General features: G+C 63.2%; 13 protein-coding genes. 7 read left to right on the top strand and 6 right to left on the bottom strand.

Going from position 1 to position 16,343, the window contains the following annotated elements:
* Nucleotides 1-32 precede the first annotated feature (32 nt).
* Nucleotides 33-1,301 (bottom strand): sulfate adenylyltransferase, encoded by a 1,269-nt coding sequence (gene sat, locus ACYQ4W_RS11290; RefSeq protein ID WP_459856561.1) that lies wholly within the window; start codon nucleotides 1,299-1,301, stop codon nucleotides 33-35.
* 660 nt (nucleotides 1,302-1,961) lie between these two features.
* Between sat and aprB the strand changes: the two genes are divergently transcribed.
* From aprB to ACYQ4W_RS11255, 7 genes are all read left to right on the top strand, one after another.
* Entirely contained in the window at nucleotides 1,962-2,456 is a 495-nt protein-coding gene (aprB, locus tag ACYQ4W_RS11285; protein ID WP_459856558.1) for an adenylyl-sulfate reductase subunit beta, read from the top strand.
* Between the two features lie 79 nt (nucleotides 2,457-2,535).
* A complete protein-coding gene (aprA, locus tag ACYQ4W_RS11280) occupies nucleotides 2,536-4,536 on the top strand; it encodes an adenylyl-sulfate reductase subunit alpha (protein ID WP_459856555.1) in 2,001 nt (666 codons plus the stop codon).
* 298 nt (nucleotides 4,537-4,834) lie between these two features.
* A complete protein-coding gene (locus ACYQ4W_RS11275) occupies nucleotides 4,835-6,082 on the top strand; it encodes a CoB--CoM heterodisulfide reductase iron-sulfur subunit A family protein (RefSeq protein WP_459856552.1) in 1,248 nt (415 codons plus the stop codon).
* 3 nt (nucleotides 6,083-6,085) lie between these two features.
* A complete protein-coding gene (locus ACYQ4W_RS11270; protein ID WP_459856549.1) occupies nucleotides 6,086-8,365 on the top strand; it encodes a hydrogenase iron-sulfur subunit in 2,280 nt (759 codons plus the stop codon).
* A 13-nt stretch (nucleotides 8,366-8,378) separates the two neighbouring features.
* Entirely contained in the window at nucleotides 8,379-9,644 is a 1,266-nt protein-coding gene (gene qmoC, locus ACYQ4W_RS11265) for a quinone-interacting membrane-bound oxidoreductase complex subunit QmoC (protein ID WP_459856546.1), read from the top strand.
* Nucleotides 9,645-9,705: 61 nt separating this feature from the next.
* Entirely contained in the window at nucleotides 9,706-10,185 is a 480-nt protein-coding gene (locus ACYQ4W_RS11260) for a hypothetical protein (RefSeq protein ID WP_459856543.1), read from the top strand.
* The gene (locus tag ACYQ4W_RS11255; protein ID WP_459856540.1) at nucleotides 10,160-10,378 is read left to right on the top strand and encodes a hypothetical protein; all 219 of its coding nucleotides are present in this window, start codon (nucleotides 10,160-10,162) and stop codon (nucleotides 10,376-10,378) included. The genes ACYQ4W_RS11260 and ACYQ4W_RS11255 overlap by 26 nt, the downstream gene beginning before the upstream one ends.
* A gap of 278 nt (nucleotides 10,379-10,656) precedes the next feature.
* On the opposite strand, the gene ACYQ4W_RS11250 is transcribed toward ACYQ4W_RS11255, so the two are convergent.
* The 5 genes from ACYQ4W_RS11250 to ACYQ4W_RS11230 all read right to left on the bottom strand — a co-directional run bounded on the left by ACYQ4W_RS11250 (nucleotide 10,657) and on the right by ACYQ4W_RS11230 (nucleotide 16,329).
* Nucleotides 10,657-11,850 carry a pyridoxal phosphate-dependent aminotransferase gene (locus tag ACYQ4W_RS11250; protein WP_459856538.1) on the bottom strand — a complete coding sequence of 398 codons (1,194 nt, stop codon included), beginning with the start codon at nucleotides 11,848-11,850 and terminating at the stop codon, nucleotides 10,657-10,659.
* Nucleotides 11,851-12,373: 523 nt separating this feature from the next.
* On the bottom strand, nucleotides 12,374-12,943 hold the full coding sequence (locus ACYQ4W_RS11245) for a type I restriction enzyme HsdR N-terminal domain-containing protein (protein ID WP_459856535.1): 570 nt from the start codon (nucleotides 12,941-12,943) through the stop codon (nucleotides 12,374-12,376).
* 182 nt (nucleotides 12,944-13,125) lie between these two features.
* Nucleotides 13,126-13,290, bottom strand: a complete 165-nt coding sequence (locus ACYQ4W_RS11240) for a hypothetical protein (RefSeq protein WP_459856532.1) — start codon at nucleotides 13,288-13,290, stop codon at nucleotides 13,126-13,128.
* A gap of 66 nt (nucleotides 13,291-13,356) precedes the next feature.
* A complete protein-coding gene (locus tag ACYQ4W_RS11235; RefSeq protein WP_459856529.1) occupies nucleotides 13,357-14,781 on the bottom strand; it encodes an NADH-quinone oxidoreductase subunit N in 1,425 nt (474 codons plus the stop codon).
* A gap of 12 nt (nucleotides 14,782-14,793) precedes the next feature.
* A complete protein-coding gene (locus ACYQ4W_RS11230; protein WP_459856526.1) occupies nucleotides 14,794-16,329 on the bottom strand; it encodes a complex I subunit 4 family protein in 1,536 nt (511 codons plus the stop codon).
* Nucleotides 16,330-16,343 lie beyond the last annotated feature (14 nt).

Below are 16,343 nucleotides of genomic sequence, written 5' to 3'. Positions count from 1 at the left end.
CGCCCCGAATAAGCGGAACTTGAGCTGGTCGATTACATGCCGGCGCCGGAAGCGGCCTTCTGCATCTTGACTTCGACCTTCTCGGTGAGGCCGGCATAGTACTTGCGCAGGATGACCAGGCACTCCTCGCGACCGAAGTGATCGGGCACGTCGCCGCCCTCGGACAGCATCTTGCGGAGCTTGGTGCCGGAGAGGATGACGCGGTCTTCCTTGCCGTGAGGGCAGGTGCGCATGGAGGCCATGCCGTCGCACTTCACGCAGTAGAAGGTCCAGTCGATCTTCAGGGGCTTGGTCTGCAGGTCTTTGCCAGCGTTGCCGGAGCAAGGAATCTTCTCGAAGATTTCCTGAGCTTCGAACATGCCGTAGAAGTCGCCCACGCCAGCGTGGTCACGGCCGACGATGAGCTTGTTCATGCCGTAGTTCTGGCGGAACAGGGCGTGCAGCAGGGCCTCGCGGGGACCGGCGTAACGCATGTCGAGGGGGTAACCGGCCTGGATCACGTTCTTCTTCACGAAGTAGTGCTCGACCAGGGTGTTGATGGCGTCAACGCGGACTTCGGCCGGGATGTCGCCGGGCTTCAGAGCGCCAACCAGGGAGTGGATGACAACGCCGTCGCAGATTTCAACGGCGATTTTGCACAGGTACTCGTGAGAGCGGTGCATGGGGTTGCGCAGCTGCAGAGCGGCAACGTCGCCCCAGCCGCGCTCGTCCATCTCGGCGCGGAGCTGAGCGGGGCTCTTGTAAACGCCGGGGAACTTCTCGGGGAAGCCGCCCTCGGAGAGGACCTTCACCGGACCGGCGAGGCAGAACTGCTTGCGGGCGAGAACCATCTGGACGCCCGGGTGATCTTTAATGGCGGTGCCCATGAAGTCGGTCTGGCTGTCGGCGCCTTCGCCCTTGTAGACCTTCTCGCACTCCCAGGTGCGCTCGGCTTCGGAAAGCTCGAACTTCTCGGTGACCTTCATGGTGGCCATGACGGTGCCGTTGCGCTCCAGGGTGATTTCGTCGCCGGCCTTAACGGAGGCGTCTTCGGTGGCGAGCATGACCGGGATGGGCCAGAAGGTGCCGTCGGTCAGGGTCATCTTTTCGCAAACGCTCTTCCAGTCGGCCTTGCCCATGAAGCCGGTCAGCGGGCTGAAGCCGCCGATGCCCATCATGATCAGATCGCCCTTCTCCTGGGAGGAGATTTCGATCTTCTTCAGGCCAGCGGCCTTCTTGATTTCAGCGGCGAGCGCAGCGCCTTCGAGCAGCATGCAGACGAGGCCTTTACCGCCATGAGGGGGAACGAGTTTCGATGCCATCTCTGTTTCTCCTAAAAATAATACCGGGTTTATGTGCTACTACCTCTGCCGAAAACCATGGCTCCAGCGGGAAGCGCCTGTGCGCAGACCCGGAGCTCTAGGGGTCGCCGTCCCTGGTCAGACCCGTATTTGGGATGACCGCAGGGCAGAAAGCGGAATAACCGCAGCCCTTGGACAAATTGAGCAGACGTACTATGCGCTGATTGTGAAAGTTGTGTCAAGAGCATTTTCGTAAACCAGTGCATAAGCGGAGGACAAAGTGGCGGAATAGCATGTTTTCCTGTAACATGTGATAGTTGCGGAACCGCCGGAATCGGAAAAAGGGCTTGCGCAAACTGGATGACCTGGAGTATGCACCCGGAAGCTACGGCATAAAAAGACGGCTTGCGAAGCAATCGCGAAGAAGCCAGGTCCAGTTTCGCGGGAAAATCCCGGCGGCATCCGGATTTTTCGTTGAAATTGGTAGAACTTGTCTAGAGTGTTTGGGCAGGTGGAGGAGCGGGGCAAGAGCCTTGTTCAAAAATTCACTTTCGTCTTGACACCCTCGAAGAGGCTGGGTAATCGTGAGTTTTCACAAGTCCGTGCCTGTGTAAGAGCACGTAGTTGGCTGTGGATCGTGTCGGTAACTGCTTTAATTTAAACCTGTTAGGAGGAAGTGTTATGCCGACCTTTGTCAATCCGGAAAAATGCGACGGCTGCAAGGGTGGCGAGAAGACCGCCTGCATGTACATTTGCCCGAACGACCTCATGATCCTGGATCCCGAGGCTATGAAAGCCTACAACCAGGAGCCTGACGCTTGTTGGGAATGTTACTCTTGCGTGAAAATCTGCCCCCAGGGCGCCATCGAAGCCCGCCCCTACGCCGACTTCGCTCCGATGGGCGGCACGTCCATCCCCATGCGTTCGGCTGAAGACATCATGTGGACCGTCAAGTTCCGCAGCGGTGCCGTGAAGCGCTTCAAGTTCCCCATTCGCACCACTCCTGAAGGCTCCATCGATTGCTTCGGTGGCAAGCCCGAAGGCGCCAACCTCGACGACGAACTGCTGTTCACGGAGACCGGCGCTCTGGCCACCCCCGAGAACGCCATCATGAAGAAGTTCGAAATCACCGAGGCCGACAAGAGCCAGTGCTGGCTCGACGCCGTCTGCGACTAACTTTAGCAGCGGTCACGCTTGCTTTGAGTTGCGAAGGCTTGAATTCAATCAACTCTAGAGAGAGCATACGGAGGTAGCTATGCCTCAGATTCCCGCTAAAGAAGTTGTCAAAGGCGTCCCCCTGGCTGAGCCGACCATCGTTGAGAAGCATGTCGACATCCTGATGGTTGGCGGCGGCATGGGCAACTGCGGCGCCGCCTACGAGGCGTGCCGTTGGGCCGACAAGATCGGTGGCATCTCCATCATGTTGCTGGACAAGGCCTCCCTCGAGCGTTCCGGCGCCGTGGCCCAGGGCCTTTCCGCCATCAACACCTACGTTGGCAAAGAGCAGAAGTCGGACGACTACGTCCGCATGGTCCGCACCGACCTCATGGGTCTGGTCCGCGAAGACCTGATCTTCGACCTCGGCCGCCACGTTGACGACTCCGTCCACCTGTTTGAAGAATGGGGCCTGCCCGTCTGGATCAAAAAAGACGGCCACAACCTCGACGGCGCCCAGGCCAAGGCCGCTGGCCTTTCCCTGCGCAACGGCGACGCCCCCGTGCGTTCCGGCCGCTGGCAGATCATGATCAACGGTGAGTCCTACAAGGTCATCGTTGCTGAAGCCGCCAAAAAAGCCCTGGGTGACGACCGTTACCTGGAGCGCATCTTCATCGTGAAGCTGCTCCTGGATGCCAACACCCCGAACCGCATCGCCGGTGCCGTGGGCTTCAGCACCCGTGAAAACAAAGTGTACGTCTTCACCTGCAATGCTTGCCTCGTGGCTTGCGGCGGCGCGGTCAACGTGTTCCGTCCCCGCTCCACTGGTGAGGGCATGGGCCGCGCCTGGTACCCGGTTTGGAACGCTGGTTCCACCTACACCATGTGCGCTCAGGTTGGCGCCGAAATGACCATGATGGAAAACCGCTTCGTGCCCGCCCGCTTCAAGGACGGTTACGGCCCGGTCGGCGCTTGGTTCCTGCTGTTCAAGGCCAAGGCCACGAACTACAAGGGCGAAGACTACTGCGCCACCAACCGCGCCATGCTGAAGCCTTACGAGGATCGCGGCTACGCCAAGGGTCACATCATCCCGACCTGCCTGCGTAACCACATGATGCTGCGTGAAATGCGTGAAGGCCGTGGTCCCATCTTCATGGACACCAAGACCGCGCTGACCACCACCATCAATGGCGACTTCAAGAGCCCCCTCTGGAAGCACCTTGAGAGCGAAGCCTGGGAAGACTTCCTCGACATGTGCGTCGGCATGGCCAACCTGTGGGCCTGCACCAACTGCGCTCCTGAAGAGCGTGGCTCCGAGATCATGCCCACCGAGCCGTACCTGCTCGGTTCGCACTCCGGTTGCTGCGGCATCTGGGTTTCCGGTCCGGACGAGGCCTGGGTTCCCGAGGAGTACAAAGTCCGCGCCGACAACGGCAAGGTCTACAACCGCATGACCACCGTCATGGGCCTCTGGACCTGCGCTGACGGCGTTGGCGCCTCCGGCCACAAGTTCTCCTCCGGCTCCCACGCTGAAGGCCGCATCTGCGGCAAGCAGATGGTCCGTTGGGTTCAGGATCACAAGGACTTCAAGCCCACCTTGGCTGTGAAGGCCGCTGATCTCGCCAAAGAGATCTACCAGCCCATGTACACCTTCGAGAAGTTCAAGGGTGCCTCCACCGCTCCCGAGATCAACCCGAACTACATCACCCCCAAGAACTTCATGATGCGCCTCATCAAGTGCACCGACGAGTACGGCGGAGGCTGCGCCACCCTGTACATGACCTCCGGTGCTCTGCTGAAGACCGCCTTCTGGCTCATGGGCATGATGGAAGAAGACAGCAAGAAGCTGGCCGCCCGCGACCTGCACGAGCTGATGCGCTGCTGGGAGCAGTTCCACCGTCTGTGGACCGTGCGCCTGCACCTCCAGCACATCGAGTTCCGTGAAGAGACCCGTTACCCCGGCTTCTACTATCGTGGCGACGCGATGGGCCTGGATGACAGCAAGTGGAAGTGCTTCGTGAACTCGAAGTACGACCCGGCCAAGAAAGAGATCAAGATCTTCAAGAAGCCTTACATCCAGATCATTCCCGACGCTCAGTAGGGACATGAGTTGACATCGGCGGCTGCGGGGCGTTTGCCTCGCAGCCGCCACACTTCCCAGACGGGGAAGTGGTCTGAACCCGTGCTGGAACAGGTGTGTTGCAGTCCGGGTTCGGGCCATTTTCACGGCTGGGTCATTTCCGCCCACGCAGGGGTATTTTGCAGCGTGACTCCACCCCGGAGCCGCTCTTGAACCCTGCCCTGCGCGGGCACGGGGAAATCCCACGCCGAGGCAAGAGCCCATCGGCCCGGACCGGACAGAAAAACCGGTCTGGCACACTACAGAGGGAGGACAGCGAATGTCGAACAACAGTATTCTCGTCGTCGGCGGCGGATTTGCCGGGATCACCGCCGCCCTCGAAGCCGCGGAAGTCGGCCACGAGGTCTACATCGTCGAGACGAATCCATATCTCGGCGGCCGGGTGGCGCAGCTCAACCAGTATTTCCCGAAACTCTGCCCGCCCTCCTGCGGTCTGGAAATCCAGTTCCAGCGCATCAAAAACAACCCCAAGGTGAAGTTCTTCACCATGGCCGAAGTGGCTGCCGTCACCGGCGGTCCGGGCGCTTTTGACGTCAAGATCAAAATCCGCCCCCGCTATGTGAACGCCAACTGCACCATGTGCGGCGACTGCGAAAAGGCCGCCACCACCAGCGTTCCCAGCGAGTTCGACCTGGGCATCGCCGACCGCAAGACCGCCTACCGCACCCATATCTTCGCCTTCCCGCAGCGCTATGTGGTGGACGCGGCCAACTGCGCCCCCGGCGAGATGGACAAGATCGCGGCCGCCTGCCCTTATGGCGCGGTCAACCCGGCCGACGCCGAGAAGACCGTCGACCTGCAGGTCGGCTCCATTGTGTGGGCCACCGGCTGGAAGCCCTACGACATGGCCAAGCTGACCAACCTGGGCGGCGGCGCCTTGAAGAACGTGGTTTCGAACATGCAGTTCGAGCGCCTGGCGGCCCCCAACGGCCCCACCGGCGGCAAGATCCTGCGTCCGTCCGACGGCCGTGAGCCCAAGCGCATCGCCTTCGTGCAGTGCGCCGGCAGCCGCGACGAGAACCACCTGAACTACTGTTCCTACATCTGCTGCATGGCCTCGCTCAAGCACGTCACCTACATCCGCGAAAAGAATCCGGATGCCCAGGTGACCGTGTTCTACATCGACCTGCGCACCCCGGGCCGTTACGACAACTTCATGCAGAAGGTTGCCGCCGACGACAAGCTGCGCCTGGTCAAGGGCAAGGTGGCCAAGATTACCGAATGCGAATGCCAGAGCCCCATCGTCACTGTTGAAGACGCGGTCACCGGGATCAAGGGCGAGGAAAAGTTCGACCTCGTCGTCCTGGCCACCGGCATGCAGCCCAGCTGCGCGGGTTCCAAGCTTCCTGTTCAGGTTCCTGTGGACGAAGACGGCTTCATCACCGGCGGCGCCGACAAGGGCGTGTTCGCCGCTGGCTGCGCCAAACTGCCCCTGGACGTGATGAAGACCGCCCAGACCGGCACCGGCGCCGCCCTGAAAGCCATTCAAAACGTGGTGGGGAGGTAGCCCATGGCTGAAAAGCTTGGAGTTTATATCTGTGCTGGTTGCGACATCGGCAAGTCCCTCAATGTGGACGAGCTGGTGGATTACGCGAAAAAAAGCAAGCTGGCGAACATCACCCCCGTGGTGAAGTCGTCCGCCGTTCTGTGCAGCCCCGAAGGCAAGGCCGAGATTGAGGCCGACATTGCCGCCAACGGGCTGGACGGCGTGGTGCTTTGCGCCTGCTCGCCCCGCGTCAAGTGGGACATCTTCCAGTTCGGTGCGGTTCAGGTCGAGCGCGTCAACCTGCGCGAACAGTGCGTGTGGAGCTTCAAGGAGGACGCCAACGTCCCCGGCCAGCTGCCCGTCATCGCTAAAGACTACGTCCGCATGGGCATGATGAAGCTCTCCAAGAGCCGCATCCCCGCCCCCGAGACGCCCGAAACCTTCAAGACCATCCTGGTGCTCGGCGGTGGCTTCACCGGCCTCAACGCCGCCCTGGAAGCCGCCAAGATCGGCAAGGACGTTGTCCTGGTGGAAAAGGCTCCCGCCCTCGGCGGCAAGGCGGCCACCATGTACAAGTCCTTCCCGCTCTCCGCGCCCTATACGCAGACGGAAGACACCGGCATCGCGGCCCTCATCGAGGCCGTGAACGCCAACCCGAAAGTCAAGGTGCTCGTGAGCGCCGAGCTGACGTCCCTTGAGGGCGCGCCCGGCCAGTACACCGCCACCGTGAACGCGGGCGGCGAGCAGAAGTTCGAGATCGGCGCCGTGGTTCTGGCCACGGGCTGGGTCCCGGGCGACAAGGGCTTCCTGGCCCCCATGGGCTACGGCAGCATCAAGAACGTGGTCACCGCGGCCGAGTTCGAAGCCATGGTCAAAGCGGGCGAGATCAAGCGCCCCTCTGACGGCAAGGCTCCCGGCGTGGTCGCCTTCCTGACCGACGTAAGCCTGTGCACCAAGGCCGCCGCGGCCGAGGAACCCTGCGCCGAAGGCGATGCCCCGGCCGAGGCGCCTGCCGAAGCTCCCGCCGAAGGCGAGGCCGAGGCTCCCGCGTATCCCTCGAAGGAAAGCGCCAAGCACCTGGCCTACAGCTCCGAGCTCACCAGCCTGGTGGCGCTCAAACAGGCCGGCTACGTGCGCGAGAAGCTCTCCGGCGCCATGGCCATGGTGCTGTACGACCACATGATGGTGCCGGGCATCAACGAGCGCTACTACAAGGTCGCGCAGGACGATGCGGGCATCATGCTCTCCAAGGCCACCATCACCGCCGTGACGGCGGACGCCGATGGCGGCGTCATCGTGAAGGCCAAGGACACGCTCCTTGGCGCGGATGTCGAGATCAAGGCCGACCTCGTGGTTCTGCCCACGGCCGTGGTGCCCACCACCGCGCACGAGGCCACCATGAACTTCACCTACCGCCAGGGCCTGGGCTTCCCCGACCTGGACCTGTTCGACGGGTTCGCGGACTCGAACTACATCTGCTTCCCCTACGAAACCCGCCGCACCGGCGTCTACGCCGCAGGCTGCGTGCGTCAGCCCATGACCATGGCCACCGCGCGTGAAGACGCCGCGGGCGCCGTGCTCAAGGCCGTGCAGTGCATCAGCTCCGCCAACCACGGCGTGGCCGTGCACCCGCGCTCCGGCGACATGAGCTACCCCATCTTCAACTTCCAGCGTTGCACCCAGTGCAAGCGCTGCACCGAGGAATGCCCCTTCGGCGCGCTGGACGATGACGAAAAGGGAACGCCGAAGCCGAATCCGACGCGTTGCCGCCGCTGCGGCACCTGCATGGGCGCCTGCCCGGAGCGCGTCATCAGCTTCGACAACTACAACATCGACCAGATCGGCTCGACCATCAAAGAAGTGTACGTGCCGGACGACATGGTCGCCGGCGGACCTCGCGTCATCGTGCTCTGCTGCGAGAACGACGCCTACCCGGCGCTGGATATGGCCGGCTTCCGCGGCAAGAGCTGGAGCCCGTTCGTGCGCTTCATCCCCGTGCGCTGCCTCGGCTCCGTCAACGCCATCTGGGTTGCGGACGCCATCAGCAAGGGCGTGGACGGCGTGATCATGCTGGGCTGCAAATACGGCCCGGACTACCAGTGCCACTTCGTCAAGGGCTCCGAGCTGTGCAGCCGCCGCAAGACCAACATCGCCGAGTCGCTGGGTCGTCTCGGAGTCGAGGCCGAGCGCGTGGAGCAGTACGAAGTCTCCATCGACGAGTACGACAAGGTGCCTGGGATCATCGACCGCTTCATGACCGAAGTCATCACCAAGTTCGGGCCCAACCCGTTCAAGGGCTACTAGGAGGTTTGGAACCATGTCGAATACCGTCAGGGTTCAACCGGACCTGAAATTCGTTCAGGAACTGCAGCAGGTGGGCGGCGAGTCGCTCAAAAAGTGCTACCAGTGCGCTACCTGCAGTGTTGCGTGCCCGCTTTCCCCGGCCGACGCCCCCTATCCCCGCAAGGAGATGGTCTGGGCCCAGTGGGGACTCAAGGACCGCCTGCTCAACGACATCGACATCTGGCTGTGCCACAATTGCGGCACGTGCTCTGATTTGTGCCCGCGTGGCGCCAAGCCCGGCGATTTGCTCGCCGCGCTGCGCAACATGGCCTACCGCAACCTGGCCAAGCCGAGCATCATCGGAACCTGGATGAGCAGCTCCAAGTACCTGCCCATCCTGTTCCTCATCCCGGCCATCCTGTATGGCTTCATCTGGTCGGTCATGGCCGGCAAGCTGGGCACCGCGTTCCCGCTCTTCGTGGCTGAAGGCCACGAGCTCAAGGTCGCGGCCGAGGGCGCCATCATCTACGGCGGCCTCTTCCCCGGCGACTACACCATCGACCCGATCTTCGGCGCGGTGTTCGCCTTCATGGCGTTCTGCTTCGCCGGAGGCATCGCGAACATGCTCAAGAGCTTCCAGAGCATGCCGCGCACCTTCATCGTCGGCCGCGGCCCGGAGCCCAGCTTCCTGGCCTGCCTCATCGACACGCTCAAGAGCGAAGTGGCCCAGCATAGCCGCTTCAAGAACTGCGGCCAGGAAGAAAAAGACGTGCAGCGCTTCACCGGGCACCTCTTCGTCTTCTACGCCTTCATCGCGCTCATGATCGTCACCGGCGTCGTGGCCTTCGGCCACTGGTTCGGCGCATGGTTCCTGGTGCACATCATGGGCATCGAGGGCGGCATCGCCGGGCTTATCGCCTGGGCCGGCCACACCCCCATGCCTTTGTGGAGCCCCGTGAAGCTGCTGGCCAACGCCGGCGCCGTGGCTCTCGTGTACGGCCTGACGAAGCTCACCAGCCGCCGCACCTCGCTCGACGCCGCCAAGAGCACGTCCAGCTGGTACGACTGGTACCTCATCACGGTCATCTGGGGCATCGCCCTCACCGGCATCGGCAGTGAGATCTTCCGTCTCATCGGCCAGCCCATGCTCGGCTACCCCACGTACTACCTGCACCTGATCTGTGTGTTCATGCTGCTCGCCTACCTGCCCTGGTCCAAGCTTGGGCACGTGGTCTACCGTACTGTGGCCCTGGCCTACGCACGCAAGATCGGCCGCCTGCCCATGGGCGAGCTGAACTAACGGCGCTGGTAAGCGATACAACTGAACGATAGGTTTTCCCGACCATTAAGGAGGAACTCCAATGGCTGAAGCTAAAGTTTTCCCGATCAATACGTTCGTGTCGTGCCTCAAAGGCGCGCAGGCCGCCGATGGCAGCCTCATTGAAATGCTTTCGTTCCTGACCCAGGGCGAAGTGGACGCCGAGTTCGCGCCCATCGCCGCCGCCCTTTCCAAGGCCTGGATCTACGAGCAGGAGCCCCAGCTCGCCAAAGCCGCCGCGGGCGACATTGCCGCCCTGGGCGAAAAGGTCGCCATCAAGCCCCTGCCCGACGCCGTTTTGGCTCAGGCCCAGGGCATTCTGACCAAGATGGCCGAACTGCGCGCCGCCAACGCCACCCTCTCCGCCCAGGTGGAGAAGCTGACCAAGGAAGCCGCGGACAAGGGCGACGAAGTGAAGGCCCTCAAGGCCAAGCTGAAGCCCCCTGGAAGAGCAGGCCAACTCCGGCGACGCCAAGCTGCAGGTGTCCAACTCCAAGATGGACGAGCACATCAAGAAGCTTGAGCAGCTCATGGAAGAAGTGGCCAAGGTCAAGGCCCAGGGTGTGGTCGTGGCCGGTGTGGCCGGTGGCGCTGCCGCTGGCGACGCCTCTGCCCCGGCCGCTGGCGGCGACGCCTCCGGCGCTCCCGCCGTGGGCGGCGAGCCTGAGGCCGACTTCGGCCTGGGCTCCAACCCCTTCGCCGACGCCAACTGGTAAGTCGACGGACCGAGCAAGAACAAAGCCCCTGGCTGCGCAAGCAGTCAGGGGCTTTTTCGTTGGAGTGGGGCAGATGAGGGCTGCTGTTCGGCTGGGGGCAATCCTGCCTCAAAGGGTATGGTCCGCCGTTCCGGCTGTGCCGTCTCCCTTTTGATTGCAAGACGGTCTGTCAGGCCTGGGCGTGTCGGCCTTGAGCGCAAGCCGCTTCGCAGGGCGATGCCGCCACCGGTGCGCGCAAACAAGCCCCTGGCAAGGTCATGCTTCGCCGTAGGCGGTCTCTACCCCTTAACCTTGGCCATGGCGCGCTTGAAGCCCTCGGCTGAGCGGCGGATGACGTCCTCGCCCACGCAGAAGGCCAGGCGGAAGTGCCCGGGGCAGCCGAAGCCCTTGCCCGGCACGGCCAGGATGCGCTCCTCCACCAGCAGGTTCACAAAGGCCACATCGTCGCCGCCGGGGGCCTGCGGGAAGAAGTAGAACGCGCCGCGCGGCAGGGGGTAGTTGTACCCGGCCGCGTCCAGCACCTCGCGCATGGCGTCGCGGCGCTGCGCGTAGATGCCCGCGTCCACCTGCGAGCCCAAAACCTTCAGCAGCAGCTTCTGCGCCATGGCGGGCGCGTTGACGAAGCCCAGGATGCGGTTGGCCAAGACGATGCCGCCCACAAGCTCGTCCTTGCCGGGCATGGCCGGGTTCACCAGGGCGTAGCCCACGCGCGCGCCGGGCAGCGACAGATTCTTGGAGAAGGAGCTGACCACCACCGTGTACGGGTAGAGCGGCAAAAGCGAGGGCACGTCGATGCCGTCAAAGGCCAGGAAGCGGTAGGGCTCGTCGGCCAGCAGGAATATGGGCCGCGTGCGGCCCGCGTTCTTGCGCGTCAGCATGGCCGCCAGCTCGATCAGCGTCTCCTTGGGGTACACGACGCCGGTGGGGTTATTGGGCGAGTTGATGAGCAAAATGCGCGTCTTGTCGGTGATGGCGGCCTCCAAAGCGGCCACGTCCAGGTCGAAGGTGCCGGCCTTGGCCGGGGCGCTCTTGAGCACGCCGCCGTGGTTCTCCACGTAGAAGCCGTATTCGACGAAATACGGCGCCGGGCAGAGCAGCTCGTCGCCGGGTTCGATGACCGCGCGGAAAAAGGTGTTGATGGCCCCTGCCGCGCCGCAGGTGATGACCAGACAGTCCGGTGTGACGCTGACGCCCTGCTCCTTGGACACGTGCTTGGCCAGGGCCTCGCGCACGGCGGGGTAGCCGAAGTTGGGCATGTAGCCGAAGGCGAAGGGCTGGGCGGCTTCCTCGGCCATGTCGTGCAGCCCTTGGCACACGCAGGAGGGCGGCGGCAGGTCGGGGTTGCCCAGGCTGAAGTCGCACACCTGGTCCTCGCCGTACTTCTTCTTCAGCTCGATGCCCGCCTCGAACATGCGGCGGATCCAGGACGAGCGTTCCATGTAGCTTTTGACCTGACTGGAGAGAATCTGCATGGGGACTCCTTCACGTATCGGCGCGCGGATTTGTGGGCGCTGCCGTGGATGTATGGCGCAGAGTAGCCAATGCGCGGCGCATTGCCAAGGCCCTTGCATGGGGCCCAGGAGCGTTATGGGCAGTGCGGAAGCGTCTTGAGTGCTCTCCGCCGCGCAGAAGGGCAGCGGGGCGTTGAGGCCACAGGGGACCGCCCGCATTGGACCGCTCGCATTGGACCGTCCGCAGCGGACCGCTTGCAGCAGACCACCCGCAGTGAAAAGGCTCGCAGTGGCTGCCCTGTGCTTGAGCCTTTGACGCGGGTTAACAGCGTTCCTGGCGAAACTGGCCTGCAACGGGGGCGGGGCGTGCGGTTCCTGGGCGCCGTTTCCGACAAACAAGCCTGCGACAGCGCTTGGGGGCCGTGAATCGGCAGCGATAACGCCTGGAGGGTGGCCGCTCGGAGCGCTGCCCGGCGTGCGGCTGGGCCGTGGCTTCAGGCAGGCCAGCGGGTCTGGAGCTGGCGGGGTATACGGTCCTGACGCGCTACTTGCCGCTCTTGGGCGGCATGCGGCAGGATTCGCTACAGCAGGTGCCGTAGAGGAAGCCGTTGTATGCGTGGAGGATGCGCTCCTCGCGGTTGCGGCGCTCGGGCGTCAGGGGGATGCGCGGCGTCTTGGCGTCTTTGGCCAGGGCCTGCTCCCAGGTGGGGATGGCCCGCACGCCTGTGTCCACGCAGTCGCCGGTCGCGGTATCCAGAATGCTCGCGCCGATGGAGTCCGAGGCGATGGCGATGGGCACCGGGCCGCCAGGGAAGAGCCGCGCGCAGCTCACGGTTTCGCGTTCGAAGCTGCCCACGTCGCCGGCGCAGAAAATGACCAGCACAACCGGCGCGCCCGCGTCGTCGTAGGCCACCAGGTCGATGTGCCGCCCGGTCTCCTCGCCGTCGATCTTGAAGATGAGCGGCACCTTGGCCCTGAGCCCGCGCAAGGGGTAGCCCTTCTCCTCCACAAGATATTTCGCCAGGGCCTGGCGGAACTCCTCGTAGGTGGTCTCCTCAATGCTTTTGCCGGTCAGATAATCGGTGAGCATGCCGCCAAGGCTGACTTCGTGCATGATGGCCTCCGCTGCGGGCGTTGACATTGTCGTGGCGAATGGCGAAAGTGCAGCAATGAAAATGAATTTAAACAATAACTTGCACCTATTGCAGCACGCAGTCCATCTATGGGGACAGAACCTGTCCAGGCTGCCAGGCGCGAATCTATTACGGCATCGGCTGGCTGGACCTGTTCAAGTGGTCAGCCCTTGCTGCTGCGCTGTTCACCCTGCTTTTCATCGAAATCACCGAGTATTTCGCTCTCCGCGGCCTCAATAAATATGCTTGGTTCATTTTTGGTATTCCATTTTTCCTCGCCGCTGTCATCATTGCGCGGCTGACGCGAAAGCGCGTGCAGTTTCTGCACTACCCGAGAATCTGAACGCAAAAGGCCCGCCGAAGCGGGCCTTTTCTTTGGTCGGTCGTCGCGCGTCTAGGGCAGCAGCTGCTTGCCCGCGGTGACGGCGTAGTCGAAGAGCCCGCCGGGCACCATGCCGAAGAGCAGCACCACGGCCGCCAGCAGGCCCGCGCCGCAGAGGCTGAAGGGGCTGTTGTCGGGCACGGGGGCGTTCTCGCCCGCCTCGTGGGTGTAGGCGTGGCGCACCAGGCTCAAGTAGTAGAAGATGGCTATGGCGCTGTTCAAAACCAGGGTGATGACCAGCCAGTTGTAGCCGTGGTCCCAGGCGCTGGCGATGAGGAAGAACTTGCCCATGAAGCCCATGGTGGGCGGCAGGCCGACCAGGGCGAAGGCGCCCACGCCCAGGGCGAAGGCCAATCCGGGGGAGCGCTTGTACAGGCCGTTCAGGTCGTCGAGCTGCAGGTTGCGGCCATCGGAGGCGATGCGGCTGATGACCCAGAAGCAGAGCAGGTTCATGGCCACGTAGGCCAGGGCGTAAAAGGCCGCGGCGGAAAGGCCCATGGCCGTGCCGGAAACCAGTCCGACCATAATGTAGCCCGCGTGGGCCACGGAGGAGAAGCCGAGCATGCGCTTCAGGTCCTTCTGGGCCAGGGCGCACAGGTTGCCGAAGGTCATGGACAGCGCGCCGAGCAGCGCCAGCAGCGTGGTGATCTCCAGACCGGGCTTGAGCAGCGCGGCCAGGCGGATGAGCACCACCACCGCGCCCAGCTTGGGCAGGGTGGCCACGAAGCCGGCGGTCTCGTTGCTTGCGCCCTGGTACACGTCCGGGCACCAGAAGTGGAAAGGGAACAGCGCCAGCTTGTAGAACATGCCGCCCATGAAGAGCGAGAGGCCCACAACGGCCATGGGCTGTCCGGCCCAGGTCCAGTTGGCCTTGGAAAGCTGGGCGATGTAGCTGGTGTGCTGGCTGGCCAGAATGTACGAGAAGCCGTACAGGGCGACGGCCGTGGCCACGGCGCCGAAGAGGATGTACTTGATGCCCGCCTCTGCCGCGCCCTTGTCGTTGTTGCGCAGGGGGATGACCGCGTAGAGGCTGTACGAGCTGATCTCCAGCGCGATGTAGATGGTGATGAGCTCCACGGCCGAGGACAGGATCATCAGGCCCCAGGCGGAAATGGCCAGGAACATGAAGTAGTCCGGGCGCTTCCTCTCCGCAAGGGAGGGCTGGCGGGCCGCGTTCAGAATGGCCACGTAGAAGCCCGCGGCAATGGCCAGCTTGAAGAACTGCGAGAGCGCGTCAAGCTTGTAGGCTCCGCCGAAGATGAGGCCTTCCGCCCCCCAGGAGACGATGTTGACGAAGATGCCGAACCCCGCGAAATACGGAAGCCAACGCTCCGCAGGCGGCGTTTCGGACCCGTCTCCCAGGCTCTGGCAGAACAGGGCCACAATCAGCAGAAGCTGATACAGTTCAGGGACAATCTGGATGGGATTGAACTCCACGGCGACCACTCCCTAGTTGTTGACCGGTTCGGCGGGCATTTCCACAGCGGCGACGGCAGGGGGCGCGGGCGTGGCCGCAACCTGCTGGGTCGTGGTGCGCGCCGTAAGGTCGTTCACCAGCTTCTCGACGGACGGATCGACAAGGTTGAATATCAGCTTCGGCGCAAGGCCGATGTAGAACACGAACACGGCCGGGATGAGCAGGTACGCCCACTCGCGGGTGTTCAGGTCGCGCCAGGTCTTGGCGGTGCTGGGCCGGCCCCAGGCCATCTTGAGGCTCACGCGGAACATGTACGCCGCGCCCAGAAGCGCGCCGGGCACGATGAGCGCGCCGATGTAGTAGCTCTTCTGGAACGCGCCGGTGAACACGAGCATTTCGCCCACGAACCCGTTGGTGCCCGGGAAGCCGAAGCTCGCCAGAGCATACAGGCCCCAGAAGCCCATGAAGGCCGGCAGATACTTGCCCAGGCCCATGTTGTCGCTAATGGCGCGGCTGTGGCTGCGCTCATACACCGTGCCGATCATCATGAACAGCGCGCCGGTGATGATGCCGTGGTTGAGCATCTGGAAGAGCGCGCCTTCGACCCCGCGCAGGTTGAACAGGAATATGCCCAGCGTCACGAAGCCCATGTGGCCCACGGACGAGTAGGCGACCAGTTTCTTGATGTCCTCCTGTCCGAGGGCGATGGCCCCGCCGTACAGGATGGAGGCGATGGACACGGCGATCATGAGCGGCGCGAAGTATACGCTGGCGTCGGGCGTCAGCGGCAGGCAGAAGCGCAGAAAGCCGTATGTGCCCATCTTGAGCAGCACTGCGGCCAGGATGACCGAGCCGGCGCTGGGCGCCTGCACGTGGGCCGCGGGCAGCCAGGTGTGGAAGGGGAACATGGGCACCTTGATGGCGAAGGCCAGGGCCATGGCCAAAAATGCCCAGTACTGGAAGTTGAAGCTGAAGTTCGTGTGCATCAGCTCAGGAATCGAGAAGGTGCCGCCGGTGATGCGGAAGGCCACGATGGCGGCCAATAAAAGCGTGCTGCCCGCCAGGGTGTACAGGAAGAACTTCAGCGAGGCGTAGCGGCGCTGGTCGCCGCCCCATACCGCGATCAAGAGGTACATGGGGATGAGCATGGCCTCCCAGAACACATAGAAGAGCACCAGGTCCAGCGCGGCGAAAACGCCCACGCAGGCCGCGGTCATGAACAGCAGGCAGAAGTGGAATTCCTTCACGCGCTTGCTGATGTAGGTCCAGGAGCACATGACGCACAGCGGCAGTATGGCCAGTGTCAGCAGCACCATGAGGTAGCTGATGCCGTCGATGCCGAGGGCGTATTCCAGTCCCCACTGGGGCACCCAGTGCGCCTTTTCCACGAACTGGAATTCGGCGTTGTGCTGGAAGGTCAGCAGGGGGAGTCCCAGGATCAGCTCCAGGATGCTTGCGCCAAAGGTGTAGGCGCGCGCAACCTGCGGGCTTTTGATGAGGAACAGCCCCGCTGCGGCCAGAAGCGGGAACACGATGAGGCTTGTTAAAACCGGGTATCCGAAGTCCAAGGCTCGCTCTCCGT

Source organism: Humidesulfovibrio idahonensis, assembly GCF_054657715.1.
This window is presented reverse-complemented; position numbering and strand designations above follow the sequence as displayed.

Bases quoted from the DNA above. Each gene is read 5' to 3' on its own strand.
- sat (WP_459856561.1), bottom strand. From the start codon at position 1,301: ATGGCATCGAAACTCGTTCCCCCTCATGGCGGTAAAGGCCTCGTCTGC.
- aprB (WP_459856558.1), top strand. From the start codon at position 1,962: ATGCCGACCTTTGTCAATCCGGAAAAATGCGACGGCTGCAAGGGTGGC.
- aprA (WP_459856555.1), top strand. From the start codon at position 2,536: ATGCCTCAGATTCCCGCTAAAGAAGTTGTCAAAGGCGTCCCCCTGGCT.
- ACYQ4W_RS11275 (WP_459856552.1), top strand. From the start codon at position 4,835: ATGTCGAACAACAGTATTCTCGTCGTCGGCGGCGGATTTGCCGGGATC.
- ACYQ4W_RS11270 (WP_459856549.1), top strand. From the start codon at position 6,086: ATGGCTGAAAAGCTTGGAGTTTATATCTGTGCTGGTTGCGACATCGGC.
- qmoC (WP_459856546.1), top strand. From the start codon at position 8,379: ATGTCGAATACCGTCAGGGTTCAACCGGACCTGAAATTCGTTCAGGAA.
- ACYQ4W_RS11260 (WP_459856543.1), top strand. From the start codon at position 9,706: ATGGCTGAAGCTAAAGTTTTCCCGATCAATACGTTCGTGTCGTGCCTC.
- ACYQ4W_RS11255 (WP_459856540.1), top strand. From the start codon at position 10,160: ATGGACGAGCACATCAAGAAGCTTGAGCAGCTCATGGAAGAAGTGGCC.
- ACYQ4W_RS11250 (WP_459856538.1), bottom strand. From the start codon at position 11,850: ATGCAGATTCTCTCCAGTCAGGTCAAAAGCTACATGGAACGCTCGTCC.
- ACYQ4W_RS11245 (WP_459856535.1), bottom strand. From the start codon at position 12,943: ATGCACGAAGTCAGCCTTGGCGGCATGCTCACCGATTATCTGACCGGC.